Raw genomic sequence first — 25,410 nt, forward strand, 5'->3', positions numbered from 1 at the left:
TTGCCTCTTGACAATGTCCTGCTCATATTAAAAGGAACGTCCCTAAGTGCCAACCAGGGCAACGCCGCAGGTAGAGGACGGACAGCGAGCGACGTCCAGCTTGACAGCCAAGGCAACGCCGATGCCTTGGCAACGACAGCGAAAGCCCGCCAGAGCGAGCAAGGTGCCTTGAAACGAGGCGGCATTGATCTTCTGATCATGCCGCCGAAGTTGAAAGGCAGATTGCCGCTCTGGCGGGCTTGCAGCGTCAACTGGTTACGCGGGTTGGTAAACCCGCGTAACCCCCTAGTACATCTTTGCGCCGGCGGGGATGGAGGCGTCGAGCTGGATCAGGTTGAGACGCTCCTCACCATCCTCCTCGTGGATAGCGCTGATGAGCATGCCGCAGCTGGGAATGCCCATCATCTTGCGCGGCGGCAGATTGGTGATGGCGAGCAAGGTCTTGCCGACCAGGTCATCGGGCTCATAATAACCGTGAATGCCGGAGAGGATGGTACGGTCGGTGCCGGTGCCGTCGTCGAGCGTAAAGTTCAGCAGCTTCTTGGACTTCTTGACGGCCTCGCATGCCTTGACCTTCACAGCGCGGAAATCGCTCTTGGAGAAGGTATCAAAGTCGACGAACTCCTCAAACAGCGGCTCGACGGCGATCTTGGAGTAATCGAGCGTGGGCTTAAGCGACTTAACGAACGGGCTCGCGGCGTTGCCGGCCTCGGCAGCCTTGGCGGCAGCGGCACCGGACTGGAAACCCTTCTCGGGCTTCATGTGCGGGAACAGCAGCACGTCGCGGATGGAAGCCTGGTTGGTGAGCAGCATGACCACGCGGTCGATACCGATGCCGATGCCGCCCGCGGGAGGCATACCGTACTCGAGGGCGCGCACGTAGTCCTCGTCGTACTCCATGGCCTCATCGTCGCCACCAGCCTTCTCGGCCATCTGGGCGGCAAAGCGCTCGGCCTGGTCGACCGGGTCGTTGAGCTCGGAGAACGCATTGGCGTACTCGTGACCGGCGATAACCAACTCAAAGCGGTGCGTCAGGCGCGGGTCGTCCTCAAAGCGCTTGGCAAGCGGACTGACCTCGATGGGGTAATCGCACACGAACGTGGGGTTGACGATGGTGTCCTCGCCCAGCTCATCGTAGATCTCGGCGATAATCTTGCCAGCAGTCCACTCGGGCTTAATCTCCAGGCCCTTCTCGCGCGCGGCAGCAGCAAGCTCCTCGACCGGCGTATCGATGGTGACCTGTTTGCCGAGCACGTCGGAGACGATGTCGGTCATGGGACGGCTGGCCCACTCACCAGAAAGGTCGATGGTCTGGCCCTGGTACTCGATGACCTCGGGGTTGCCGATGGCCTTGTTAGCCGCCTTAATGACACCTTGGGCGAGCGCCTTCATGCCCTCGAGGTCGGAGAAGGCACGATAGGCCTCCATCGTGGTGAACTCGGGGTTGTGGGTAAGGTCCATGCCCTCGTTACGGAAGATACGGCCGATCTCGAACACGCGCTCAAAACCGCCGACGATGCAGCGCTTGAGGTGCAACTCGGTAGCAATGCGCAGGTAGCACTCCTGATCGAGCGCGTTGAAGTGCGTGATGAACGGCTTGGCAGTAGCGCCGCCCTGGATGGTCTGCAGGATGGGGGTCTCGACCTCCATGTAGCCGTCGGACTCCATAAAGCGACGGAAGGTGGAGAGAATCTGCGAACGCTTACGGAAGGTCTCGCGAACGTCGTCGTTGGCGATCAGGTCAACATAGCGCTGGCGATAGCGGGTCTCCTTGTCGGAAAGACCGTGGAACTTCTCGGGCAGCGGACGAACGGCCTTGGCAAGCAGGGTCGCGCTCTTAGGGGCAACGGAAAGCTGGCCGCGCTGGGTGCGCACAACCACGCCGGTCACGCCCAGGATGTCGCCCAGGTCGAGGGACTTGAGCGTATTCCAGGCGGCCTCGTCCATGTCGTTGATGCGGCAGAACAGCTGAATCTCGGCAGTCGCATCGCGTACGACGATGAACATGATCTTGCCCTGACCGCGCTTGGCGACCACACGGCCGGCGATCTTCACGACGTCCTCGGTGTCCTCGCCATCGGCAAGCTCGGCGTACTTAGCCTCGATATCGGCAACGTAGTCCTCAAGCTCAGAGTGCTCGGGATAGGGGTTCTGGCCCGCCTCGAACAGGGCGGCGCGCTTGGCCAGGCGGGTGGCGCGCTCGTCGTTGAGCGTCGATGCCTGATCTGCGGCGTTCTGGTTCTCTGCCATAAGTTAGCTCCTCAAACTAAAACGCTCCCCAGGATTCGGTCCCAGGGAGCGAAAACAAACCTTTACGCGGGACCGTGGTCTAGCGTGCAATCTTGGCGATGGTGTAGACGCGAGTCTTGCCGGAAGGCGTAACGACCTCGACGGAGTCGCCCTCGCCGTGACCGATGATGGCGTGACCGACCGGAGACTCGTTGGAAATCTTGTGCTCGAGCGAGTTGGTCTCGGTGGTACCGACGAGCGTGACTTCCATGACCTCGCCGTTGGGATCAATCAGCGAAACGGTGGAACCGATGGAGACGGTCAGATCACCTGTGGTGGCAGCAACCTGAGCGTTGGCGAGGATGGCCTGGATCTCGGCAATACGAGCGGCGTTCTGGGCCTGCTTGTCCTTGGCGGCGTCGTACTCGGAGTTCTCCGAAAGGTCGCCGAACGCGCGGGCTTCCTTGATGTCCTCGACGATCTCCTTGGCGTAATCGCCCTCACGCCAAGCGAGCTCCTCGACGAGCTTCTGGCGGCCCTCAGCGGTCAGTACGATCTGGCTTGCGTCCATACGGATATCTCCCCAACTCTGATCAAACAATCAACTGTCAACAAAACGAAAAAGACCGGCTAGCCTGCGGGCAAGCCGGTCAGGTGCTCACCCCAAAGGGATGGGACTACTCTGCGTCCGCGTCGCTGTCCTCTGCCTGCTTCTTCTTGGCAGCAGCGAGCTTGGCCTCGAGCTCAGCGATCTCCTTGTCCTCCTCGGACTGCTCGACCACGACCTCCTCGGCCTGCTTGGTCTCGGCCTTATCGTCGCCCTCCATACCCTCACGGATATTCTTGACGGTAGAGCCGAGGGACTTGCCGAGCTTCGGCAGGTTCTTGGGCCCGAAGATAATCAGGACAACGACGAGAATAATGATGAGCTCAGGAGCCCTCAGTCCAAACATTTAGACCTCCACAATACAGCGAGACAAGCTCGAATGAGTATACCGCGGGTATCGCGGTATCACAACAATAGCTAAAAAAAGGGACCGCAAGAAGCGGTCCCTCCTCATGCTCTGGTCGGGTTGACTGGATTTGAACCAGCGACCCCTGCGTCCCGAACGCAGTGCTCTACCAAACTGAGCCACAACCCGTTAGCTCGACTATAGTAACAAAGATTTTCGCCGCGTGCTAGAGAAAATTTTATTTCTTTGGCGCGTCGATTTGAACCGTGTTGGGAATGAGCTCCGTCGCGCAGGACCACCAGCCGTTTTGCTGGGCAGCGTCGGCAAGCCTTTCGGCCGTGGCGGCGGTGTCGCAAATGGCAAATGAGCAGGCACCCGATCCGCACACATCTACAGCAACGGTGCCGTCCTGTTTACGCAGCCAATCGAGAACCATTTGAATCTGCGGCTCCATCTGTGCGGAAATGGCACCCAGGTTGTTGTGGACGAGCGCGTAGGCCGCCTCTGCGTCTCCCGAGCGAAGGGCAGATGCGATCGCGCCGGGCTTGTCTGCAGGCACCGGAGCCTCGTCAAAACGTCGATAGGCTTCAATTGTCGAAACGCTTGCCTCGCGCGGCTTGACCAACACGCCGGGCGTTGCGGGCAGCGCGGGATACTCAGTTGCCAGCACGTCTCCCCCACCTACGTAGAACGCAGGGCTCGCGTGCAAAAAGAACGGGACGTCAGCACCAATACCCCGCGCAATGTCGTCGAGCGCGGGGTCGGTGCGATCAATTCCCCAGAGCTCCGCCAAGGCGACAATGACCGCGGCCGCATCCGTCGAGGGGCCGCCCAAGCCGGCGCACAATGGAATGCGCTTCTCAATCATCACGCAGATGTTTGCCTCGCGACCATAATGCTCGGCCATAGCAACCGCAGCCCGATACGCCGTATTCTTTTGCATGGGAAAATCTGATGCCGGAACCGTCTGGACGGTCAGCGCCTGCGCCGGCGCGACCGTCACGGAATCGGAAAGACCGACGGCTGCCATCAGGGAATCGACCCTGTGGTAGCCGCGGTCATCGCGCTCGGTATGAACCCCCAGGTAGAGGTTAATCTTTGCCGGCGCGGAAAGAGTCAGGGACCGATCGGTCACCGCTAGTGCTCCTCGAGCTGATTGCCGAGCGGGGTAAAGATATGCTCGCCGCTCTCGGGGTCGAACAGCTCGACCTGACCGGTGAGGACATCGATATACTGGTAGGACTGACGCGACTTGCGGCCGCGGCGCTCGTCAACCTCGACGATAAAGACTGCCGGATGGACGCTCTTGATGGTGCCCATGCGCTCGACGACGCGGGTGCGGCCCATGTTGGCCTTCACCTTAACGCGATCGCCCACCATATCGGTCAGCTTCTCGTGGATGTCGTCGACGTGATTGACTTCCATCTCTTCCATGAACAGGGCCTCCAGAAGATGCAATTCAAAAAGGGGATAATACCCCTAAGATAGACAAAACTCTAATACTATAGCACCCTGTTGCGACCACGCGCAAGTAGCTAATTTGGCTACTTACAGATTGTCGGTATCGAGGACGATGGTGAACGGACCGTCGTTGACCAAGTCGACTTTCATATCGGCGCCAAAGATGCCGTGCGCCACGTGTTCGACATCTTTGCGAACGAGCGTCAAGAAGTACTCGTAGAGCTCGTTGGCAACATCGGGGGCGCCGGCATCGGTAAACGATGGGCGGCGGCCGTGACGGCAATCGGCGAACAGCGTGAACTGCGACACTACGAGAACCTCGCCGTCGACATCGGCAAGTGCCAGGTTGGTCTTGCCGTTCTCGTCCTCGTTAATGCGCAAGCCGCGGAGCTTGCCCCACAGCTTATCAGCCTCGGCGCGCGTGTCGCCGTGGCCCACGCCCAACAGCACCAGATAGCCGCGCCCAATTTTGCCCACGTACTCGCCGTCGACCGTCACGCCGGCGTTGAGCACGCGCTGAACCACCGCACGCACGGCCTACTCCTCGCCCGTCAGTTTGGCGGATAGGTGCTCGAGCGCATGGAATCGATGGCTGATGGCGTTCTTCTCGTCCGCCGTGAGCTCGGCCATAGTCTTGCCCGGCGTATCGACCGGCAGGAACAGCGGGTCGTAGCCAAAGCCGTGATCGCCGCGGCCCTCGTGCGCGATAACGCCCTCACAGGCGCCCTCGCCATAGGTGACCAGGCCGTCCGTATCGATGAGCGCAACGACGCTCATAAAGCGCGCGGTGCGGTCCTCGTCTGCCACGCCTTCCAGATTCACGAGCAGCTTGGCATTGTTGGCGGCATCGTCGCCGTGAACGCCCGCGTAGCGCGCGCTATACACACCGGGCTCACCGTCCAGCGCGTCGACGACCAGGCCCGAATCGTCGGCAATGGCCATGAGCCCCGTCTCTTCGACGGCAACCTGCGCCTTGATGATGGCGTTCTCCAAAAACGTCGTGCCGTTTTCCTCGGGGTCCTCAAATTCGCCCAGCTGGCCGAGCGCCACAAAGCGCACCTCGGGCATGACCTTGCCCAAAATGGCCTCGATCTCGGTGAGCTTATGGGCGTTGCCCGTTGCCACGACAATGGTCGCCGCCGGGTCGAGGGTGTCGATGTCGATCTTCTCAAGTGCCATGAGTGGTCTCCTTGTCTCTATAGCAATGCCGCGCCGAGGGCGACGAGGGCCTCCGCCTCTCCCCTCTCAATCAACGGCAGTCTTATACTTCGACGTTTTCCCAGATAAAACCTGCCAAAATAAACCTGTCCCTTTTTGGCAGGTTAGGCGATGGCTTGGCGCTGAAGCTCGATGAGCTCGGCGATGCCTTTGTCGCCCAAGTCGAGCAGGGCGTTGAGGCGCTTACGGTCAAAGGGCGCCTGCTCGCCAGTGCCCTGGAGCTCGATCATCTCACCGGTGTCGGTGGCGACGAGGTTCATGTCGACTTCGGCATGGCTGTCCTCGGAATAATCGAGGTCAAGCAGCGTATTGCCGTCGACAACGCCCATGGAGATGGCGGCCACCTGGCCGGTAAGCGGGATGCGCTCGATCTTGCCCGCCTCGACCCACATGGCGAGGGCGTCGTGCAGTGCCACCCAGGCGCCGGTAATGCTCGCCGTACGCGTACCGCCATCGGCCTGAATCACATCGCAGTCGACGGTGACGGTGTACTCGCCGAGCGCTTTCATGTTGACGACGGTACGCAGGCTGCGGCCAATGAGGCGCTCGATCTCCATGGAGCGGCCCTTGCGGTTGGCGTGTTCGCGCTTGCAGCGCTTGCCGGTCGACGTCGGCAGCATGGCGTATTCCGCGGTCACCCAGCCGGCCTTAGCTCCCTTTCGCCAGCCCGGCACGCCCTCCTCGATGGTGGCGGCGCACAGCACGCGCGTGTCGCCGAACTCGGCCAAGCACGAACCGTGGGCGTGCTTCATGACGCCACGGGTGAGCTTAACGGGACGCAACTCGTTGGCGGCGCGGCCGTTGGCGCGGTTGACCTGCATGTACTCCATAGAAATATCCTTTCGGCAAAAGATGTGGCGAAGGCTTTGGCGGCTGCCTTACATCTATTCCAGCTCATCGATATCGATATGTTCGATGCTCTTGAGCGGCTGACCAAAGATAAAGCTGCCCGCCACCGCAAACTCGGCAATGTTATCGGCCGTCGTGGCAAAACGATGCTGCGGCTCGGCGGCGTCACCCGCCAGCTGCTCGCGGCGCGTGAGGATATCGGTCAGCTCTCGTGTGGTCTCCTCGGCGGAACTCACGACGCGCACCCCAGACCCCAGCGCATGGCGGATAGGTCCCACCAACAGCGGAAAATGCGTACAGCCGAGCACCACGGTATCGATACCGTGGTCGCGCAGTGGCTCAACCGTGGCACCCACCAGCGCACGCACGGCAGGCGTATCGAAGATGTCCTCGTTCTCAAGCCACTGCTCTTGCAGATGCGCACCCGAGGCGAGCTCGTGTTCGACAACCTCGACAAAGCTCGAGGCGGGGCAGCCGTATACGTCGACGCCGGCATCTAGATCCTGAATGGCGCGCGTGTAAGCGCCCGAGCGAATGGTGAGGTTGGTGGCGAGCACGCCCACGCGACGCGAACGGGTGCTGTTGATTGCCGCACGGGCACCCGGCGCGATCACGCCGATCACGGGAACGTCGAGCACCTGCTGGGCCAGACGTAAGGCCGCAGCTGTCGCCGTGTTGCAGGCGATGACCATAATCTTGACGTCGTGCTTCGACAGCCAACGGCCCGCCTGCAACGCAAACGAGCGCACCTCATCCTCGGTGCGCGTGCCGTAGGGGCAGCGTTTGGTGTCGCCGAAGTAGTAGACGGACTCGTGCGGCAGCGCCGTCGCGATGGCGCGCGCAACCGTCAGACCGCCCAGGCCAGAATCGAACACACCGATCGGGCGCGTGTCGCCTGCCGGATTCTCGATATCGGACATTACCTCACCAGTCTCTCTCGAAAAGACATATCCAAGTGCGGCGACGCCGCGCTACGAACGCGCCGCGACCAGCAGCTCTGCCGTCGCCGCCCAACCGTCGACAATTTTGCCGCGCGTAACGAAAGCGTTCTCGCAAGCAGCCAGGAACTCGGGCGCGCCGGCGCTCGTCAGGCCATTCTCGACCAGACAGAACGTGCCCACGTGATCGGCCATGTAGAAGTCGGACTCGGAGTCGCCGAGCGCGAGCGTCTCCTCGCGCTCGATCCCCAGGTGCTCGCAGAAGCGCGCAATGGCGACGCCTTTGTTGAGACCCGCGGGGTTGATGTTGAACGCGCGACCGTCCTCGACGCGATCGAGCTCGAGCGTCGTCGGCTTGGACAGATGCGTCAGGTGACCGTTACAGGCCCACACCAGGCCGCAGCCGGCCTCGTCGAGGATGGCCTGGACCTCATCGTCGGGCACATCGCCGCGCATGCCGACGGTGACCTCGCGGTACTTGTAGCCGGTCGACATGTCGTTGTGATACTCGATCTTGTGCGGCCAGCGGGCGAGGATCTTCTCGCACACGCCGGTCTGCTCGATCACCTGGTGCGGAGTAAGGCCGCAAACGGGGTCGTAAGGCATGTCGCCAGTCAGATACTCCCAATCGTTGGCTTTGAGGTCGTACATGACCAGGCCGCCCATCTCACCAATGTAAGAGTTGAGGCCGAGCACGCGCGCGTCCTCGTGGATCATGGTACGGTTGCGGCCCGAGGTGGGAACCACCTGAATACCAGCGCGGGCAAGTGCCACGACGGCCTCGACGAGTTTGGTCGAGGGGTTGCCGTCGTTGTCGCACAGCACGCACGAGCCGGGTGCGAGCATCGTGGCATCCAGGTCGGTAAAGACGTACTTGACCTTGGCCAAGCGCTCGCGCATCTCGCCCGAAAGCTCGGCAACGGTCGGCAGGGTGTTGTGGGACATGGTTACTCCGTTTACGTAGAAGGGTTTGGACTTGGACGGCATGTTTTGATTGAGGGAACACGCTTATGGCGACAGCGCACTCAGGGCGCCGCCGCCATCATGGTTCATTAGTCAAACTGGGTAACATCGATCAGGCGATTGGCCAACGAAAGGTCGCTCTCGATAGGCACGAACTCGTCACCCACGTGCATGAGCTCCTCGTCACCCTTTGCCAGCAGCAAGACAATGGTGGGAGCATTGGGGCTGACGTACTCCTCGCGCGCCGCCTTGAACGCCGCATGCACAGCGGCTTCGCGATCGAGGATGATCTCGTTCGGCGTATCGTCGGGAACATGCTCGGCAAGCTCGCGACAGACCTTCATCGGGTCCTCGTGAGCCGGGTCCTCGTTGGCAAAGATCATCAGGTCGGAATATGGTGCGGCCTCGCGCGGAAGCTGCTCGCGGCGCTCCTGCGCCTTGCCGCCGGCAGCGCCAAACACTGCAATGACTGGACTAGTGGGAAACGCGCGCTTGACCGACGAGAAAAGCGAACGGAACGAAAGCTGGTTGTGCGCATAGTCAACGACGCAGATCACGCGGCCGTCCTTCGACTCCACGACCTCCATACGGCCCGGCACACGCAGTTTGGAGAGGCCCTTCTTGATGGCATCGATACCGATGCCGATCTCGTGCGCAGCGGCGATAGCGACCAGCGCGTTTTCCACGTTAAAGTCGCCCGCGATGCCCAGCAGGACCTTCTCCCCCGCCTCGGACTCGTCGGCACACAGGCCATGCAGGTTAAACTCGATGTTAAAGCCGACCATGCGCACATCGCTCGCCCACAGGCTTGCCTCGGGATGCTCGACGCCAACGGTCACCAAGCGCTCGGCCGTCGACGCTGCCTCCAACACACGGTCAACCTCTTCGGTGCCCAGATTCACCACGGCGGTCTTCGCCTGGTCAAAGATCCTGAGTTTGCTCTCAAAATAATCCTCAAACGTGGGGTGTTCGATCGGCGAGATGTGGTCACGGCCGATGTTGAGGAAGCACGCCACGTCAAACGGCAGATTCTCGACGCGTTGGTACTTGAGTGCCTGGCTCGAGACCTCCATGACCATGGACTGGCGACCGGACTCACGGCAGTTGGCGATATGGCGCCAGACCTCGGGGGCCTCGGGCGTAGTATTGGTGCTCTCGTAGCACTCGATGCCATCGTCGGTACTCACCGAGCCGATCATGCCGCAGGACTCGCCCGCCGCTTTGATAATCGACTGGAGCATAAAAGCGGCCGTGGTCTTTCCCTTGGTGCCGGTGATGCCCACGATCTTGACGTCGTGGTCGGGACGGTCGTAGACCTCCGGCGGCAACAGGGCCATGGCCGTGCGAACGCTATCAACAACCAGCATCGCAGCACCGCTCTCCTGCGCCAGCGGCTCCAGAGACTCGACCAGCGACTCCTCGCACACAAATGCGACGGCGCCCGCATCGAGCGCCATGCTCAAAAACGCGGGCTTAAAGGCAACACCTTTGCAAAAGAACACGTCACCTGCCGAGACCGCACGCGAATCAAACGAGCAGCCGGTCACGGCACGCTCGTCAACCTGCTCTGATGCGCGCAGCTCGCCGCACACATCGAGAAGCTTGGCAAGCGTATCGACCGTGGTCACGGTCGCGGAATCCGAATGGTGCATCTTTCGCCTTTCTCAGCCATTTGGCAGGGACGGTTTTTATAGTAACTGAAACGCACCCACGCAAAAACGGCTCCCGGAGGAGCCGTTACGCGCAGGCGTTCGTAAGCCGAGGCTAGGCAGCCTGAACAGCGGGCTGGTCCTCGTCGATAAAGAAGCGCTTGTACCACACCAGGAACACGAGCGGCGTATAGATCTTGCGCTGGAAATCGCCCTTGCCCGCAAAGTGCAGATCGAGCAGGTGCATGAGCTCGTCGGTATCGAAGAACTCGCTTGCCCACGGCGCGGTGAAGTACTCCTTGACATAGTCGTACCACTTTTGCTCGCGCAGCCAGTAGACAATGGGCACCGGGAAGCCCACCTTGGGACGGGTGGCCCACTCATCGGGCAGCGACTTGTTGGCAGCGTGGCGGAGTACTTGTTTGTTGCCGTTCTCGTTGATGCGGTAGCGGTCGGGAATGTGCTCGGCGAACTCCATGACTTTGCGGTCCAGGAAGGGCACGCGCAGCTCCAGCGAGTGCGCCATGCACATCTTGTCGGCCTTGAGCAGAATGTCGCCCGGGAGCCACATGTTCATGTCCAGGTACTGCTTCTTGACCAGCTCGGGCTGACCCTTCACGCGCGCATAGATGGGAGCGGCAAGCTCGAAGGCGCCATCGCCGGTGTTGTACTCGGGCTTGAGCACGCCGTCGACCTCGCGCTCCGGCCATACCAGAGCCTGTCCCAGGAACGACTTCTCGGGGATCTCGGCACCCTTGACCAGGAAGTTATGTCCCTTGAAGTACGGCATATGCAACGCCAGGTTACCGAGCGCGCGACGGATGGGCAGCGGCACCATCTTTTTGTACTTGCGGACTGGGACCGTGTCCTCGTAGTAGGCGTAGCCGCCAAAGAGCTCGTCGGCGCCTTCGCCCGAAAGCACGACGGTGACGTCCTTGCGGGCCATCTCGGCCAAGAACCACAGCGGCACGGAAGACAGGTTGGACTGCGGCTCGTCCATGTGATACTGGATGTCCTCGAGCGCACCGAAGAACTCGTCGGCGGTAATCATCTTGCGAACGTTTTCGACGCCGAGCTTATCGGAAAGCTCCTTGGCGTAGTTAGTCTCGTTGAAATTCTTGTAATCGAAGCCCACCGAGAAGGTCTTGTCGGGCATGAGGCAAGCGGCGATGTAGCTGGAGTCGACGCCGCCGGAGAGGAACGACGCGACCTTGACGTCGGCGATGCGATGGGCCTCGACGCTCTCGTGCACGACCTCGTCCAGCTCGTCGACGTACTCCTCGAACGGCTTCTCGACGGCAGAGTAATCGCAATCCCAGTAGCGCTCGATGTTCATCTTGCCGGTCGGGATATCGACGGTAAAGTAATGCGCCGGCGGCAGCTTGTAGACACCCTCGAAGAAGGTCTCCTCGGTTGCCGAATACTGCAGCGTCATGTACGGACGCAGGGCCTTTTTGTTGACCGCCTTGTGGAAGTGCGGGTAGTCCAGGAAGCTCTTGATCTCGGAACCGAAGAGCACGCCCGGAGCGCCGTCGCCCGCATCGGCCATGGGATAGTAGTAGAGCGGCTTGATGCCAAAGATATCGCGGGCGCCAAAAAGCTTATTCTTCTTCTTGTCCCAGATGACGAAGGCGTACATACCGCGCAAGCGATCGAGTACTGCCTCGCCCCACTCCTCGTAGCCGTGCAGGAGGCTCTCGGTGTCGGCGCCGCAGTGGAACTTGTAGCCCTTGGCCTCGAGCTCGGAACGGAGTTCTTGGAAGTTGTAGATCTCGCCGTTGAAGACAATGACGACGCTACCGTCCTCATTGGCCATGGGCTGAGCGCCGGCCTCGGTCAGGTCGAGGATCGACAAGCGGCGGAAGCCGAGGGCAACGCGGCCGTCGATAAACTGGCCGCCCATGTCGGGACCACGATGGACGATGCGGTCCATCATCTTGGTGAGCACCTCGGATTGGTTATCCGTCCCACCGACAAAACCGACAAAACCGCACATATACTATCCCCTCTGCTGTTGCTGGGTATCAAATCGAATCAGTAGCTTTTGAGTATACCCGAGGGCGTAAAGAGGGGCGGAATGTTCAGGCAATCTCAACTGAATCAGCTCCGCGCCGACACGCGCCGGTTACCTTTAATGGATATGAGATGAATGAGGCGATTGTTTTGCTATACTCTCTCCGCACGGGCGATTGGCGCAACGGTTAGCGCAGGTGCTTTACACGCACAAGGCTGGGGGTTCGAATCCCTCATCGCCCACCATTGAATTGGAAACGGTCCTCGCAAGGGGACCGTTTTTGTTTGGGCCCAGCGCATGGGATTCGAACCCGACAGGGTGCGAAGCTGAGGAAACGCGAAGCGTTTTCCAGCGCAGCACGCGAGGGCCGCAGGCCCGAAGCGAAAGCGGGCGGCGTCAGCCGCACGCGACATCCCTCATCGCCCACCACTGATTTGATAGGCTCCCAGCTATGGGGGCCTTTCTTTTTTGGGCCCATCGCGGGGGGATTCGAACCCGCAAGGGTGCGGAGCTGAGGAAACGCGAAGCGTTTTCCAGCGCAGCACGCGAGAAGCGGAGCGACGAAGCGAGAGCGGGCGGCGTCAGCCGCACGCGACATCCCTCATCGCCCACCACTGATTTGATAGGCTCCCAGCAATGGGAGCCTTTCTTTTTTGGGCCCATTTCATGGGATTCGAACCCGCCAGCACGACTGTCACAAAGGCCGTGGCCAGAAAATGGCAAAAATGAGTACTGCCACCTTGCTTACAACATATCAAAAGATAGTATTTGCTTAAGTTACGAAACATATGTCCATTATAAGGACTAGCAATTGGATCAAAATCGTGCATTCATCGCCATTTCGACTTGCCATCTGGTCTTATTAGTCCAAAATTGCTGCGACCAAATCGGTAACAGTACTCATATTTAATGTTATTTGACCAGCAGGTCTCCCCGCCTTAGCAAATCTAAGGCAAAACGGGCTCCAGACCGCTGAATCATGCCACATAGGGCACGTCCGCAGTCCGGAACCCGGTCAAAGTTAAGTTATTTCGCTGTGTTAGGCCAAAACGTCCGACAGGATCTCGATCAGACTGTCCACGTCGGCTTCCTCGCAGACGAGCGGCGGCAAGAAACGCAGCGTATGGGCACCCGTAGCGTTAATCACGGCACCAGCCCCCAATGCACGGGCCACAACGTCGTGTGCATCACCCACAGTATCGTCCAGATCGCAGCCGAGCATCAAGCCGCGGCCACGCACCTCGGTCACGTTCGGCAGCTTGGCGAGCTTTGCCTCCATATAGGCGCCTACCTTGGCAACATGGTCGGCATAATCGCCGTGCACGAGCGCGGAGAGCGTCGCGGCACACGCCGCGATGGCCAAGCAGCTACCGCCAAAGGTCGAGCCGTGGTCGCCCGGCTTAAACACGTCGGCAATCTCCTTCTTTGCCACGACGGCACCCATGGGCACGCCATCAGCAATGCCCTTGGCAAGGCTCATGATGTCGGGTTCCACGCCATAGGTTTGGAATGCAAACGGCTTGCCGGAGCGGAAGATGCCGCACTGGACCTCGTCGGCGATAAGCACGGCGCCCACTTCGTGTGCCAGGTCGCGCGCTGCCGCCATAAACTCCTCGGTCATGGGGTGCACGCCGCTCTCACCCTGGATCGGCTCGAGCATCACGGCACAAATTTCGCTCCCCAGCTGCTTAAAGATCGCACGCAGTTCATCGATATCGTTGGGCGTGCAGGCCACAAAGCCACCCGGCAGCGGGCGGAAACTATCCTGCAGCCAATCCTGCATGGTGGCGGCAATGGTCTCGAGCGTACGGCCGTGGAAGCCGCCGCGCATGCACACGATAGTGTTGCCGCCGTTACCGGCACGTTTGGCGTACAGGCGCGCGAGCTTCATCGAGCCCTCGTTGGCCTCAGCGCCGGAGTTGGCAAAGAAGGTCTCCCAAACCTGCTCATCCGCAGCCGGGGCACCAAGAGCAGCTGCCGTGGTCTCATCGCCGGCGGCAATGGCATCGGCAAGCACGCGCGCACCATCTACGTCGTCGTTAGCAAGCTTGGACAGCAGCGCCGCGACCTGTCCGCGCTGCTCAATGTAGAAGTAATTGGAGACATGCATGAGCTTTTTGGTCTGTGCCTCGAGCGCCGAGAGCACGGCCGGGTCACCATGACCTAGGCTGCACACGCCGATGCCGGCAAGAAAGTCGAGGTACTCACGACCATCGTCGCCGGTGAGCTTCATGCCGTGACCCTCGACAAACTCGACCGGAGAGCGGCCAAAGGTATGCATAACGTAATGGGATTCAAGCGATTGCTGAGCTGCAAGTGACATGGGATGCCTTTCGTTGAGCGCCGGACGGCGCAGGCCTATGGGTGCAGAAATGGGGCGGCTGCGGGTCAGTTAGACCGTCTGAAGCTTCTCGACCTCGTCGAGGTTCTCGGTCAGACGCGCAGCAAACGTCGAAAGCGGATGCGGATGCGTATCGAACTCGTAAGCCGTCTCGGTGGAATGGATCACGGTGCCGACGCCGGCATCGGTCAGCAGCTCCAGCAGCAGCGAATGCGGCGTGGTGCCGTTGATGATGTGAGCGCGAAATACGCCGCCGGCAAGCGCATCGACGGCCGCGCGCAGCTTGGGAATCATGCCCTTATCGACCTCGCCGCCGTAGAGCATTTCGTTAACCTCGTCGAGTGTTAGGTTGGAGATGAGTGAGTCTTTATCGCTAAAGTCCTTGTACAGGCCGTCGACGTCGGTCAAAAAGATCGCCTTGTGCGCGTGGAGCGCTGCCGCAACGGCACCGGCGGCGGTATCGGCGTTGATGTTGAAGAAACCGCCGTCCTCCCCCGCCGCGACGGTAGCGATAACGGGGATGTACTCGCTATCGAGTAAGCGCTCGATATAGTCGGTGTTAACGTGCGTCACTTTGCCCACGCGACCGAGCTCGGGATCGAGCGGCTCGGCGATGAGCGTGCCAGCATCGCTGCCCGACACGCCCACGGCCAGGTTGCCGTGGTGGTTGATGGCGGCAACCAGCTCCTGGTTAACCTTGCCGCCCAGCACCTCGCGCACGATATCCATAGTCGCCGGCGTGGTCACGCGCTGGCCGTTCTTAAACTCGACGGGGATGTCGTAGTGGCTCAGCGCCTCGTTGATGGCCTTGCCGCCACCGTGCACGATAACAGGGCGCATGCCGATGATCTTGAGCAGCACGATGTCGCTCATCACGTCGCGGCGCAGCTGCTCATCAACCATGGCGGCTCCGCCATATTTGATAACAACCGTCTTACCGGTCAGGTTCTTAATCCACGGCAGCGCTTCGAACAGCAGCTGCGCGGTTGCTTCGTTGGATTCGTTCGAACGACAATCGCGTGCGAATTTCATAATCTGCCTCGTCTTTCGTATCGTTATCGCGCCGTGCTCCGCTGTCCGCAATCGCGGCAAGATGCGCAGCGTGCCTGGAATCTAGGAACGGTAGTCGCCGTTAATGGAGATGTACTCATGCGTGAGGTCGCAGGTCCACACGGTCGTTGCCGCGTCGCCTGCGCCCAGGTCGGCCGAGATCACGATCTCGGGCGCCTCGAAACGTCGTAGAGCCTCGTCCTCGTCAAAGGGAACAGTCAGACCATCGCGACAGACAGGCATGCCCATCATGTCGATGGAAACGTCTTCCTGATTAAACTTCACGCCGCACTTGCCAAGCGCCATAGCAACGCGGCCCCAGTTGCAGTCGTGGCCGGCGATGCAGGTCTTAACGAGCGGCGAGTTAGCAACGGCACGGGCGGCGATATCGGCCTCCTCGTCGTTGGCGGCGCCGGTAACGTTGACCGTAACAAGTTTGGATGCGCCCTCACCATCGGCGGCGATATTGCGCGCCAGGCTCTCGCACACCTCGTGCACGGCAAATGCCAACTCGTCAAAGGCATCGGAGCCCTCGACGATAGGCTCGGCATCTGCGGCAGCGGCGCCGGAGGCAAGCATGATGCAGGTGTCGTTGGTCGAGGTGTCGGAATCGACCGTTACCTTGTTAAAGGTCTGCTTGACGGTCGAGAGCAGCAGGGCATGAAGTGCCGCAGGCTCGACGGGGGCATCGGTGGTGATAACTGCGATCATGGTGGCCATATTGGGCATGATCATGCCCGAGCCCTTGCACATTCCGCCTACCGTATAGACATTGCCCGCATGACCCGCAGCCTCACTGACGTAGGATACGGCGTACTCCTTGGAGTGCGTGTCGGTCGTCATGATGGCACGAGCGGCATCGGCGCCACCGTGGGCGGAGAGCGCCTCGTAGGCAGCAGGAATGGCGGTCTCAAACGTGTCGATCGACAGAATCTGGCCAATCACACCCGTGGAGGCAACCAGAATCTGCTGGGGCTCGCAGCCGATGACCTGCGAGGCGATGTTGCACGTCTCGCGCGCGCAGGCAAGGCCCGTCTCGCCCGTGGCGGCATTCGCGTTGCCGGAGTTGATTGAAACGCCGGCGATGATGCCATAGCCCTTGCCCACACCGCCCAGGTTGGCGCGGCTCACCTGCACAGGCGCTGCGCAAAAGCGATTGGTCGTAAACACGCCGGCACCGGGACAGGGTTTATCGGGCACGACGAGCGCGTAATCCAAGCGCTCGGGATTCTTGCGAAAACCCGCATGAATACCCGCGGCCTTAAAGCCGGCCGCTACCGTAATGCCACCCTCGACGGCACGAATCTTGATATCGAACTGCTCTGTATTCATCGTCCTTACGACTCCTTATATCAAACAAAAAACGGACATCGGTTGGTGCGCCATGCCAGTCGTGATCATGAGACCAGCTTAAGAGTGGCGCCCCACTCGATGCCCGACTACCAAATCGTTAACAATCGAATGTGCTACACCGGGCACGCCACTGTGGGCAAGCCTCGTCGCTCGTCATAGCCAAAGACGATATTGGCGCACTGGACCGCTTGGCCCGCAGCGCCCTTGCACAGATTGTCGATGGCGCCCGTCGCCACCAGCACGCCCGCGCGCTTGTTGAGCGCGAGGCCAATCTGGGCAGCGTTGGTGCCGACGACCGAAGCCGTCTTGGGCTGCTGGCCGGCATCGAGCACGCGCACAAAAGTGCGACCGGCGTAGAACTGCTTGTAATGGTCGACGACATCCTCAAGAGCCAGCGTGTCGAGAGCCTGCGGCGCGAGCGGCAGCGTCACCGTGGAGAGCAGACCGCGCTTGAGCGGTGCCAGGTGCGGGGTAAAGACGACGCGATCGGTCAGGCCAAGGATTTGCTCAATCTCGGGCGTGTGGCGATGCTTGCCCACGCCGTATGCTTCCAAATTCTCGTCGGCGCTGCAAAAATGCGTACGAGCGTTGCAGGACTTGCCGGCACCCGTCACACCGCTGATGGCATCGACAATCACGGGGCCGTTCTCGGCCACCCAGCCCGCGCGCACGGCGGGCGCGGCGGCAAGGCTCGTTGCGGTGGGATAGCAACCGGCGCAGGCGACCAGCACGGGTTTGCCGTCGGCATGGTCGGATGCGGCGGTCTCCAAGTCCTGGCAGAACAGCTCGGGCAGACCGAAGGCACGGGTCTTGAGCAGCTCGGGGCTCGTATGCTCGGCGGCATACCAAGCCTCAAAAACGGACGCGTCGTTCAGACGGTAGTCGGCCGAAAGATCAAAGCAGGAGACGCCCGATGCAAGCAGCGCGGGCACCTGTGCCATGGCAGCCGTGTGCGGCACGGCCAAAAAGACCGCGTCGCAGTTCTTGAGCTCAGGGGCATCATGCGTCGTAAAGACAAGATCGCTTACGCCGGTGAAGCTCGGGTACACCGCAGACAACGGCTGGCCGGCATCGGCGTTGGACGTAATGGCAGCAAGTTCAAACTCGGGATGACCGAGGACGAGGCGAATGAGCTCGGCTCCGGCATATCCAGCCGCGCCGACGATTCCAACCTTCAAAGACATATCAGACTCCTTGTCTGCGATTTATGCACCGATGCGCATTTCGCAGCAGTCGTTATGAAGTGGGTTGAAACTTTAGCACCAAAAGATGCATGAATACGTAAATGGCTTGCATATTCATGCATTGAAACATTCCCGACACATTCGCTTGAAGGAATTGACAAATGGAGCGGGCCCCGTATTGACCGGCGCTCCTAACGGCGCCGGGCAATACGGGGCCCACCCATGCGAAAACCAAGTTGTTAGGATGAGCCAGCTGGCTAGAGCTCGACCGGCACCCATTCGTCGTGATTGCAGATAAAAGCCTCGGGATCCTCGACGCTAAAGAAGACGAGCGTGGGGTCGTTAGGCCCCTCATAGTGCTCGCCCAGGTGCTCTAGATGCTTCCACCCGGCTTCGCGCATTTCGCCTAAAGCCCGGTCATCCAAGCCGGCACGCCCGCGCAAGATGAGCCAGCCATGGCCCGGCCACCAACTCGTGGCCTCAAAGCGCTGGTTTTGCAGCAGCTCTTGCCACACATCTTTGGTGCGCGCTGTTACAAACCACAGCTTGCCATCCTGGATCTGCGCAAACGAAAACGGACGCACATGAGGCTGTCCGTCAACGCTCGTCGCCAAATACCATGCCGGCACCGACGTCAGATACTCCAACACCGTATTCAATCCGTCCATGTGTCCTCCTGGCGCTAGCTAATTCGGAACGGGTAGTTAATTTGAGACGCGCTAGAGCTCCAGGCGCTCCTCGCTGCCGTCGATATCACAGAAGCGCGCGGCAATGTTGCGGACCGAAAAGAAAGCAAGGCGGCCGTCGTTGGCACTCTCGTGTTCCTCGCCGATGCCCACCATGTGCTTAAAACCCGCTTGACGCACCTTGTCGCTCGCAACTGCGTCGTCCTCAAGTGCGGCTTCGCCGGTCAATACGATCCAACATTCCCCCGGCTTCCAGCCCGAGAGCTCAAACTTGGGATTCGCACTCAGCTCCGCCCACACGTCCTTGTCGCGCGACGTGCAAAACCACAACTTACCGTCATCGACCATGGCAAAAGAAAACGGCCTCACACGAGGCTGATGCCCGTCGGCCACATCGGTCGTGGCCAGATACCACGCCGGAATGCGCCTGAGATATGAACAGGCGCGCTCAAGCTGAGCCGTGCGATCGTTGTCGGTCATAGGGACCCCTTTCTTGCGCTCGAATCGCGCCTAAACAAGTTGAAGGTTGATGACGATGACACAGATGAGCAGCAGCGCCGTCACCACCGCAGCCAGCGCATCCCCGCGGCGAAATGCAAGCGCATGCAGGCGCGTGCGGCCCTGCTCACCGTGATAGCAGCGTGCATCCATGGCAGCAGACAGCGTCTCGGCATGGCGGAAAACGCCCGTGAACAGCGGAATCGCCACACTGCCGAGCATACGCACGCCGCCGAGCGGACCTCCCGTCACGCGTGCACCGCGGCTTGCCTGCGCATCGGCCGTCTGCTTCATCTCGGTGGCAAACTGCGGCATAAAGCGTAGCGCGATACCCATGATCATGCCGAGCTCGTGCGCAGGAAGTCCCACACGCGCAAACGGCGCGAGCAGGCGCTCAAAGCCCGCGGTGAGGTCGAGCGTGGGCGTGGTGAGCGTAATGGCGCTCATGCCGGACATCATCAACGTCAGGCGGCACGCCATAAAGGCGGCGGAATGCAGCGAGCCCTCGCTTATCTGCAAAAAGCCAAGCTGCCACAGAATGCGCCCGCTCTGGTCGGAAAACAGGTTGAGCACTGCGACCACCACGACAATCGCCAGCAATGGTGCCATCGATGATAGGACCCGGCGCAACGGCACCCGGGACACGGTATAGATCAGGACAACGAAGATTGCGACCGGGGCCAGTCCGCGGAAGCTGCTGACCGTGAGCGTCGTGATCAGAAACACAAAGCCCAAGAGCAACTTAGTTCGCGGGTCCAGGCGGTGGATCGCACTATCGCCGGGATAGTAGCTGCCAAACGAAAACGCCTCCATTAGCAGCCCTCCTCTCGCGCGACCGTCTTGGATTTAGCAATGTCCGCGACGTTAGAAGGACCGTCTGAGCGACCGATCAGCAAATCTGCCAGCTCGTCGGCCAGCGACTCAACCGTATAGAGCCCGCCGCAACGCAGCGGCACGCCCGCCTCCGCGAGCGCCAACGCCATGCGCTGAGCAGCAGGTACGCCCAAGCCGATCGACTTGAGCTCATCGGCATGTGCAAACACCTGCGCGGGGGTTCCCTCGGCAAACACCGCACCTTCGTTCATCACGACGATGCGGTCGCAGCAGTTGGCCAGGTCATCCATACTATGCGAAACCATGACAACGGTCAGGCCATCGCGGTGAAGCCGATCGATAAGCTCAAGGAAATCCCTGCGCGCAGCCGGATCGAGCCCCGCCATGGGTTCATCGAGCACCAGGACTTCGGGCTCCATGGCGAGCACACCGGCGAATGCCACGCGCCGTTGCTGACCGCCCGAAAGCTCGAAGGGACTCTTGTCGCCGACCGTGGAAAGGTCGAGGCCCACGCGCGAGAGCGACGACTCGACGCGACGGTCGACTTCATCTTGCGGCAAGCCAAGGTTGTGCGGGCCAAACGCCACGTCCTGCGTCACGGTTTCGGCAAACAGCTGACGCTCGGGATATTGAAACACCACGCCGACCTTGGCCTTAACCGCGGCGGCGTCTTTCTTGTTTGACAGATCGAGCCCCAGCGCGCGAACGAATCCCTCCTGGGGGCGAATCAAACCGTTGAGATGCTGGACCAGCGTCGACTTACCCGAACCGGTATGACCTGCCAAGCCCAGGAACTCGCCGCGACGCACCGTCAGCGATACATCGCGCAGCGCCCACGGGCTGCTGGGGTCGTTTCCCCAGAGAGCCTGTTTGCTCGATTTGCCCGCAGTGACCGAGCGCTTATGCCAGCGGCGGCGCTCGCGGGCACTCAGCGAGTAACTATGCGAGAGGTGCGAAATCTCGATGACGGGCTCCGACACGGCTGTCCCGTCGGTTGCAGAGGAGACGTTGTCGAGCACACGAGAATCGGATGCAGAAGGCCGCCCTGCGGTGTCTTCCCCACTCCGGTCGGCATATACCTGCACAATCTCGGCGACCATATCCGCCTCGCGCACCTGCGCATGAACGGGCACGCCCTTCGCACGAAGCGCCATGCCCAAGCAGCACGACGCCGGCATATCCAGGTTGAGCTCCACGAGCCCATCTGCCCGCGTCAGAATCTCCTCGGGCGTACCGAGCATGGCAACGCGCCCCGCCCGAAACACCGCGACACGATCGGCCTCGGCGGCCTCTTCCATAAAGTGCGTAATCATCACGATGGTCATGCCGCGTTCGTGCAGCACGTGACAGGCCTTCATAAGGCCCTTGCGCCCGCGCGGATCGAGCATCGAGGACGCCTCGTCCAAAATGAGCACGCGCGGTTCCATGGCGAGCACACCGGCAAGCGCCACACGCTGCTTTTGACCGCCCGAAAGCGCATGGGTCTCGTGGCGCTCAAAGCCCACCAGGCCCACGCCCTTCAGCGCCTCGCGTACGCGCTGCGCAATTTGCGCCGATGGCACGCCAAGGTTTTCGGGACCGAACGCAACGTCATCTTCGACAAGCGTTGCCACCAGCTGGTCGTCGGGATTCTGGAACACCATGCCTGCGGTCGAACGAATGTCGTAGACCAGCTCGGGATCGGACGCATCCATACCGTTGATACGTACCGTGCCCGCATCGGGCTGCAGCAGCGCATTCAGATGCTTGGCAAACGTCGACTTGCCCGACCCATTGCCACCGAGGATGCAGAAAAACTCCCCGTCCTCGATGTTCAGATCGACACCGTCGAGTGCCGACACGGCACCGTCATAGCTAAAGGAAACGCCCCGACACTCAATCATGCGCGGCCTTTGACCTGGTCCTTTTTAGGCGTGATGAGGTTGGAGACTGCTTTATACACCGCTAGCGTCAACACCGAGTTAAGCACGGTCTTGATAAGGTTGAACGGCAGCACGGCAGGAATCATAAGCGGGGCGATCACATCGACCGAGCCATACCAGAACCATACGCCAATGGTAAGGTTTGCGACCATAGACAACGCCGTAGCGGCAATGACACCGAACACTAGGCCAATCACGGCACCCTTATAGGTATGCATCTTCTGGTACACGATAGCCGCGGGCAGAATGTAGCCCAGCGTAGCAACCAGGTTCATAAGTGCGCCGACCCAATCGCCCGTGGTAAGCGCATGGATAACAATCGCCATAGCGGCAACAGCAGTACCGGCGCCAGGACCATACGCAAACCCGCACACCATCGCCGGCACCAGCGACGGGTCATACGTCAAAAACGGCGCGGAGGGAAGGATGGGTAGCTGCACATACATAAACAACGCGCTCAAGGCACACATCAACGCCATGGTAACGAGCTGTTTGGTGCTCCACCTATTCGTGTTCTCAAAATGGATATGCTGCGACTGTTCAGACATAAGATCACCTGCCTCTTTCATCCGGACTCTAACCGTTGGTACTGGGATCTCACCAGTTCAGCCGGCATGCGAACCAACGCACACACGGGTCGCGGACTCATCGGCTCGGCCGCAGGCACCTCGACTGCGCCACGGCACCCCTTTAGCACCGCCCGATTTACCGCCAGTGGGGAATTTCACCCCGCCCTGAAACAGCAATTGCAAGTGTAGCACCAGTAGGCTTTCGCGCAAGTATGCCAAGGGTAATTTATGGCGGGGGAAACGCTCTAGAAATGCGGCCGGGACAGAGCAGCGCGACAATAACGTACCCGCCCATCCCAAAGTGCTGCGCTTTTCGCGGCAAAGCCGCGAAACAGCAAAAGGGAAAAGCCACCGCAACAACCACGTTCCCCATCCATCCCAAAGTAGCGCGCCTTTCGCGCAAAGCGCGAAACAGCGAAGGGGACACGTATCCCTATCGACCACGTCCTTCTCCGCCCGCCGACCTCAAGGCCGTAAACGCAGGGAATCCGGGGGCGTGACGGGGGCTTCTCTCCGGAACATTCCGCAGGACGCAAAGAGGCTCCGCAGCGCGAAGCGCGATGCGGAGCCTCTTTGCATGTCCGAGGACGTTCCGGAGAGAAGCCCCCGTCACGCCCCCGGATTCCCGGTGGGAGTTCTAGACCTTGTCGGCCTTAGTACATACCGCCGCCCTGCTGACCAGCGGTAGCAGCAGCGATAGCGTCCTCAAGCTGAGTGTTCTTGGGCACATCGGAGACGGTAGCCTCGGTGATGAGAATCAGGCTGGCGACAGAAGCAGCGTTCTGCAGGGTGACGCGGCTGACCTTGACGGGGTCGAGGACGCCCATCTCGATCATGTCGCCCCACTCGCCGTTGGCAGAGTTGAGACCCTGGCCGGCGGGCAGCTCGGCAACCTTGTCGACCACGACGGCGCCCTCAAAGCCAGCGTTCTTGGCGATGGTAGCGACCGGAGCGGTCAGAGCCTTCTTGACGATGTCGACGCCGATCTTCTCCTCGGGGTCGTCGAGCTCAACAGCGTCGAGCGCAGGAGCAGCGTCCATGAAGGCGACGCCGCCACCGGCGACGATGCCCTCCTCGACAGCAGCGCGGGTAGCCTGCAGGGCATCCTCGACGCGGTGCTTAATCTCCTTGAGCTCGGACTCGGTAGCAGCGCCGACCTTGATGACGGCAACGCCACCGGAGAGCTTGGCCAGGCGCTCCTGGAGCTTCTCACGGTCGAAGTCAGAGGTGGTGTTCTCCATCTCGCCCTTGATCTGAGCGATACGGGCGTCGATGGCCTCCTTGGAACCAGCGCCGCCGACGACAACGGTGTTGTCCTTGGAAATGGTGACGGACTTAGCGGTGCCGAGCATATCGGCGGTGATGTCAGCGACCTTCACGCCCAGCTCGTCCAGAGCAGCCTGGCCACCGGTGAGGACGGCGATGTCCTCGAGGATGCGCTTGCGGCGATCGCCGTAGCCCGGGGCCTTGACGGCGCAGACGTTGAGAGCGCCACGGATCTTGTTGAGGACGAGGGTCGGCAGAGCCTCGCCGTCGATGTCCTCAGCGATAATGAGCAGGCCACGGCCAGCGCGCTGGACAGCCTCGAGAACGGGCATGATGTCCTGAACGCTGGAGATCTTCTGGTCGGTGATGAGGATGTACGGATCCTTCATCACGGCCTCCATGCGGTCGTTATCCGTGACGAAGTAAGCGGAGACATAGCCCTTGTCGAACTGCATGCCCTCGACGGTGTCGATGGTGATATCGAACGTCTGGGAATCCTCGACGGTGATGACGCCGTCCTTGCCCACGACCTCCATGGCCTCGGCAATCTTCTCGCCGACCTCGGGGTCACCGGCAGAGATGGTACCGACGGAAGCAATCTGCTCCTTGGTCTCGACCGGCTTAGCCTGCTTCTTCATCTCGGCGACGGCGGCGTTGACGGCCTTGTCGATGCCGCGACGGATGGCCAGCGGGTTGGCGCCGGCGGCGACGTTGCGCAGACCGTCGTTGACGATGGCCTGAGCGAGCAGAGTTGCGGTGGTGGTGCCGTCACCCACGGTGTCGTTGGTCTTGGTGGCAACCTCCTTCACCAGCTGGGCGCCCATGTTCTCGATGTTGTCCTCGAGCTCGATCTCCTTGGCGACGGAAACGCCGTCGTTGGTGATGGTCGGGGCACCGAACGTGCGCTGCAGCGCAACGTAGCGACCCTTGGGGCCCATGGTGACGGTAACGGCGTCGGCCAGAGTGTTGACGCCCTTGGCGAGCTTAGCGCGGGCATCGGTGTTGAACGTAATGTTCTTTGCCATAGTAGGTAATCCTCCAAAAGAAATGTGACTCGCGTCGCCGCTTCCGAGTCCTATGCGGCGAGCGCGCTCAAAGACGAATCAGAGATTCTGACGAGACTAGGCCTCGACGACTGCGTAGATGTCGTCGGCGCGCATGAGCAGATACTTCTCGCCGTCGACCTTGACCTCGTTGCCACCGAACTTACCGTAGATGACAACGTCGCCGACCTTGACGTCCATGGGGATGCGCTCACCCTTGTCGTTGACCTTGCCGGCGCCCACGGCAACGATGGTGCCGCGCTGCGGCTTCTCTTGAGCGTTGCTGGCGATGTACAGACCAGAGGCGGTCTTCTGCTCGGCCTCGTCGGGCTTGACCAGGACGCGATCTGCAAGCGGCTTCAAAGACGACATGCTTGTTTCCTCCTTTGT

At 60.7% G+C, this 25,410-nt stretch carries 23 protein-coding genes, 2 tRNA genes and 1 riboswitch; of the genes, 1 reads left to right on the forward strand and 24 read right to left on the reverse strand.

Going from position 1 to position 25,410, the window contains the following annotated elements:
* Positions 1–285: 285 nt before the first annotated feature.
* The 13 genes from lysS to asnB all read right to left on the reverse strand — a co-directional run bounded on the left by lysS (position 286) and on the right by asnB (position 12,256).
* Complete coding sequence (gene lysS, locus DXD77_RS06465) at positions 286–2,250, reverse strand: lysine--tRNA ligase (RefSeq protein ID WP_117648250.1); 1,965 nt, start codon at positions 2,248–2,250, stop codon at positions 286–288.
* A gap of 79 nt (positions 2,251–2,329) precedes the next feature.
* Positions 2,330–2,800 carry a transcription elongation factor GreA gene (gene greA, locus DXD77_RS06470; RefSeq protein ID WP_006234960.1) on the reverse strand — a complete coding sequence of 157 codons (471 nt, stop codon included), beginning with the start codon at positions 2,798–2,800 and terminating at the stop codon, positions 2,330–2,332.
* Positions 2,801–2,906: 106 nt separating this feature from the next.
* Positions 2,907–3,182 carry a twin-arginine translocase TatA/TatE family subunit gene (gene tatA, locus DXD77_RS06475; protein WP_022094895.1) on the reverse strand — a complete coding sequence of 92 codons (276 nt, stop codon included), beginning with the start codon at positions 3,180–3,182 and terminating at the stop codon, positions 2,907–2,909.
* A 112-nt stretch (positions 3,183–3,294) separates the two neighbouring features.
* A tRNA-Pro gene (locus DXD77_RS06480) sits at positions 3,295–3,371 on the reverse strand.
* Between the two features lie 49 nt (positions 3,372–3,420).
* A complete protein-coding gene (gene ispE / locus DXD77_RS06485) occupies positions 3,421–4,317 on the reverse strand; it encodes a 4-(cytidine 5'-diphospho)-2-C-methyl-D-erythritol kinase (protein ID WP_233506758.1) in 897 nt (298 codons plus the stop codon).
* A gap of 2 nt (positions 4,318–4,319) precedes the next feature.
* The gene (locus tag DXD77_RS06490) at positions 4,320–4,616 is read right to left on the reverse strand and encodes a Veg family protein (RefSeq protein WP_006234957.1); all 297 of its coding nucleotides are present in this window, start codon (positions 4,614–4,616) and stop codon (positions 4,320–4,322) included.
* Between the two features lie 114 nt (positions 4,617–4,730).
* The gene (dtd, locus tag DXD77_RS06495) at positions 4,731–5,177 is read right to left on the reverse strand and encodes a D-aminoacyl-tRNA deacylase (RefSeq protein ID WP_117563802.1); all 447 of its coding nucleotides are present in this window, start codon (positions 5,175–5,177) and stop codon (positions 4,731–4,733) included.
* A 3-nt stretch (positions 5,178–5,180) separates the two neighbouring features.
* Positions 5,181–5,822, reverse strand: coding sequence for an RdgB/HAM1 family non-canonical purine NTP pyrophosphatase (gene rdgB / locus DXD77_RS06500; RefSeq protein ID WP_117563803.1), 642 nt, complete (start codon positions 5,820–5,822; stop codon positions 5,181–5,183).
* A gap of 143 nt (positions 5,823–5,965) precedes the next feature.
* Complete coding sequence (rph, locus tag DXD77_RS06505; RefSeq protein WP_117563804.1) at positions 5,966–6,691, reverse strand: ribonuclease PH; 726 nt, start codon at positions 6,689–6,691, stop codon at positions 5,966–5,968.
* A gap of 54 nt (positions 6,692–6,745) precedes the next feature.
* Entirely contained in the window at positions 6,746–7,630 is an 885-nt protein-coding gene (gene murI, locus DXD77_RS06510; protein ID WP_117563805.1) for a glutamate racemase, read from the reverse strand.
* A 51-nt stretch (positions 7,631–7,681) separates the two neighbouring features.
* On the reverse strand, positions 7,682–8,593 hold the full coding sequence (locus tag DXD77_RS06515) for an HAD family hydrolase (RefSeq protein WP_117563806.1): 912 nt from the start codon (positions 8,591–8,593) through the stop codon (positions 7,682–7,684).
* Positions 8,594–8,700: 107 nt separating this feature from the next.
* Positions 8,701–10,263: a Mur ligase family protein gene (locus tag DXD77_RS06520; RefSeq protein ID WP_117563807.1), complete on the reverse strand. Its 1,563-nt coding sequence runs from the start codon at positions 10,261–10,263 to the stop codon at positions 8,701–8,703.
* Positions 10,264–10,375: 112 nt separating this feature from the next.
* Positions 10,376–12,256 carry an asparagine synthase (glutamine-hydrolyzing) gene (asnB, locus tag DXD77_RS06525; RefSeq protein ID WP_117563808.1) on the reverse strand — a complete coding sequence of 627 codons (1,881 nt, stop codon included), beginning with the start codon at positions 12,254–12,256 and terminating at the stop codon, positions 10,376–10,378.
* Between the two features lie 187 nt (positions 12,257–12,443).
* Between asnB and DXD77_RS06530 the strand changes: the two genes are divergently transcribed.
* Positions 12,444–12,519, forward strand: a tRNA-Val gene (locus DXD77_RS06530).
* Between the two features lie 794 nt (positions 12,520–13,313).
* On the opposite strand, the gene DXD77_RS06535 is transcribed toward DXD77_RS06530, so the two are convergent.
* The 11 genes from DXD77_RS06535 to groES form a co-directional block, all read right to left on the reverse strand.
* Entirely contained in the window at positions 13,314–14,597 is a 1,284-nt protein-coding gene (locus tag DXD77_RS06535; protein ID WP_117648251.1) for an aspartate aminotransferase family protein, read from the reverse strand.
* A 69-nt stretch (positions 14,598–14,666) separates the two neighbouring features.
* A complete protein-coding gene (gene argB / locus DXD77_RS06540) occupies positions 14,667–15,647 on the reverse strand; it encodes an acetylglutamate kinase (protein ID WP_117648252.1) in 981 nt (326 codons plus the stop codon).
* An 81-nt stretch (positions 15,648–15,728) separates the two neighbouring features.
* Positions 15,729–16,997, reverse strand: a complete 1,269-nt coding sequence (argJ, locus tag DXD77_RS06545; RefSeq protein ID WP_117648253.1) for a bifunctional glutamate N-acetyltransferase/amino-acid acetyltransferase ArgJ — start codon at positions 16,995–16,997, stop codon at positions 15,729–15,731.
* Between the two features lie 134 nt (positions 16,998–17,131).
* Positions 17,132–18,202 (reverse strand): N-acetyl-gamma-glutamyl-phosphate reductase, encoded by a 1,071-nt coding sequence (gene argC, locus DXD77_RS06550; RefSeq protein WP_117648254.1) that lies wholly within the window; start codon positions 18,200–18,202, stop codon positions 17,132–17,134.
* Positions 18,203–18,459: 257 nt separating this feature from the next.
* Positions 18,460–18,870 carry a pyridoxamine 5'-phosphate oxidase family protein gene (locus DXD77_RS06555; protein ID WP_055252303.1) on the reverse strand — a complete coding sequence of 137 codons (411 nt, stop codon included), beginning with the start codon at positions 18,868–18,870 and terminating at the stop codon, positions 18,460–18,462.
* 51 nt (positions 18,871–18,921) lie between these two features.
* Positions 18,922–19,368: a pyridoxamine 5'-phosphate oxidase family protein gene (locus tag DXD77_RS06560; RefSeq protein WP_117648255.1), complete on the reverse strand. Its 447-nt coding sequence runs from the start codon at positions 19,366–19,368 to the stop codon at positions 18,922–18,924.
* 30 nt (positions 19,369–19,398) lie between these two features.
* Positions 19,399–20,199 (reverse strand): energy-coupling factor transporter transmembrane protein EcfT, encoded by an 801-nt coding sequence (locus DXD77_RS06565; RefSeq protein ID WP_117648256.1) that lies wholly within the window; start codon positions 20,197–20,199, stop codon positions 19,399–19,401.
* On the reverse strand, positions 20,199–22,103 hold the full coding sequence (locus DXD77_RS06570; protein ID WP_117648257.1) for an energy-coupling factor transporter ATPase: 1,905 nt from the start codon (positions 22,101–22,103) through the stop codon (positions 20,199–20,201). The genes DXD77_RS06565 and DXD77_RS06570 overlap by 1 nt, the downstream gene beginning before the upstream one ends.
* Positions 22,100–22,690: an ECF transporter S component gene (locus tag DXD77_RS06575; protein ID WP_117648258.1), complete on the reverse strand. Its 591-nt coding sequence runs from the start codon at positions 22,688–22,690 to the stop codon at positions 22,100–22,102. The genes DXD77_RS06570 and DXD77_RS06575 overlap by 4 nt, the downstream gene beginning before the upstream one ends.
* A gap of 5 nt (positions 22,691–22,695) precedes the next feature.
* Positions 22,696–22,888, reverse strand: a riboswitch (FMN riboswitch).
* A gap of 476 nt (positions 22,889–23,364) precedes the next feature.
* Positions 23,365–25,002 (reverse strand): chaperonin GroEL, encoded by a 1,638-nt coding sequence (gene groL / locus DXD77_RS06580; protein WP_022094352.1) that lies wholly within the window; start codon positions 25,000–25,002, stop codon positions 23,365–23,367.
* A gap of 96 nt (positions 25,003–25,098) precedes the next feature.
* A complete protein-coding gene (gene groES / locus DXD77_RS06585; protein WP_022094351.1) occupies positions 25,099–25,392 on the reverse strand; it encodes a co-chaperone GroES in 294 nt (97 codons plus the stop codon).
* Positions 25,393–25,410: the final 18 nt, after the last annotated feature.

Origin of the sequence: Collinsella sp. TM09-10AT (assembly GCF_003436275.1) — a bacterium.
Taxonomy (GTDB): domain Bacteria; phylum Actinomycetota; class Coriobacteriia; order Coriobacteriales; family Coriobacteriaceae; genus Collinsella.

What these genes read in the sequence shown, in the direction of transcription:
- murI (WP_117563805.1), bottom strand. Translation starts at nt 7,630, where the DNA reads ATGTCCGATATCGAGAATCCGGCAGGCGACACGCGCCCGATCGGTGTG.
- argJ (WP_117648253.1), bottom strand. Translation starts at nt 16,997, where the DNA reads ATGAATACAGAGCAGTTCGATATCAAGATTCGTGCCGTCGAGGGTGGC.
- rdgB (WP_117563803.1), bottom strand. Translation starts at nt 5,822, where the DNA reads ATGGCACTTGAGAAGATCGACATCGACACCCTCGACCCGGCGGCGACC.
- rph (WP_117563804.1), bottom strand. Translation starts at nt 6,691, where the DNA reads ATGGAGTACATGCAGGTCAACCGCGCCAACGGCCGCGCCGCCAACGAG.
- lysS (WP_117648250.1), bottom strand. Translation starts at nt 2,250, where the DNA reads ATGGCAGAGAACCAGAACGCCGCAGATCAGGCATCGACGCTCAACGAC.
- tatA (WP_022094895.1), bottom strand. Translation starts at nt 3,182, where the DNA reads ATGTTTGGACTGAGGGCTCCTGAGCTCATCATTATTCTCGTCGTTGTC.
- DXD77_RS06560 (WP_117648255.1), bottom strand. Translation starts at nt 19,368, where the DNA reads ATGACCGACAACGATCGCACGGCTCAGCTTGAGCGCGCCTGTTCATAT.
- DXD77_RS06565 (WP_117648256.1), bottom strand. Translation starts at nt 20,199, where the DNA reads ATGGAGGCGTTTTCGTTTGGCAGCTACTATCCCGGCGATAGTGCGATC.
- DXD77_RS06520 (WP_117563807.1), bottom strand. Translation starts at nt 10,263, where the DNA reads ATGCACCATTCGGATTCCGCGACCGTGACCACGGTCGATACGCTTGCC.
- DXD77_RS06535 (WP_117648251.1), bottom strand. Translation starts at nt 14,597, where the DNA reads ATGTCACTTGCAGCTCAGCAATCGCTTGAATCCCATTACGTTATGCAT.
- DXD77_RS06575 (WP_117648258.1), bottom strand. Translation starts at nt 22,690, where the DNA reads ATGTCTGAACAGTCGCAGCATATCCATTTTGAGAACACGAATAGGTGG.
- DXD77_RS06570 (WP_117648257.1), bottom strand. Translation starts at nt 22,103, where the DNA reads ATGATTGAGTGTCGGGGCGTTTCCTTTAGCTATGACGGTGCCGTGTCG.
- groL (WP_022094352.1), bottom strand. Translation starts at nt 25,002, where the DNA reads ATGGCAAAGAACATTACGTTCAACACCGATGCCCGCGCTAAGCTCGCC.
- groES (WP_022094351.1), bottom strand. Translation starts at nt 25,392, where the DNA reads ATGTCGTCTTTGAAGCCGCTTGCAGATCGCGTCCTGGTCAAGCCCGAC.
- DXD77_RS06490 (WP_006234957.1), bottom strand. Translation starts at nt 4,616, where the DNA reads ATGGAAGAGATGGAAGTCAATCACGTCGACGACATCCACGAGAAGCTG.
- greA (WP_006234960.1), bottom strand. Translation starts at nt 2,800, where the DNA reads ATGGACGCAAGCCAGATCGTACTGACCGCTGAGGGCCGCCAGAAGCTC.
- argB (WP_117648252.1), bottom strand. Translation starts at nt 15,647, where the DNA reads ATGAAATTCGCACGCGATTGTCGTTCGAACGAATCCAACGAAGCAACC.
- DXD77_RS06555 (WP_055252303.1), bottom strand. Translation starts at nt 18,870, where the DNA reads ATGGACGGATTGAATACGGTGTTGGAGTATCTGACGTCGGTGCCGGCA.
- asnB (WP_117563808.1), bottom strand. Translation starts at nt 12,256, where the DNA reads ATGTGCGGTTTTGTCGGTTTTGTCGGTGGGACGGATAACCAATCCGAG.
- argC (WP_117648254.1), bottom strand. Translation starts at nt 18,202, where the DNA reads ATGTCTTTGAAGGTTGGAATCGTCGGCGCGGCTGGATATGCCGGAGCC.
- DXD77_RS06515 (WP_117563806.1), bottom strand. Translation starts at nt 8,593, where the DNA reads ATGTCCCACAACACCCTGCCGACCGTTGCCGAGCTTTCGGGCGAGATG.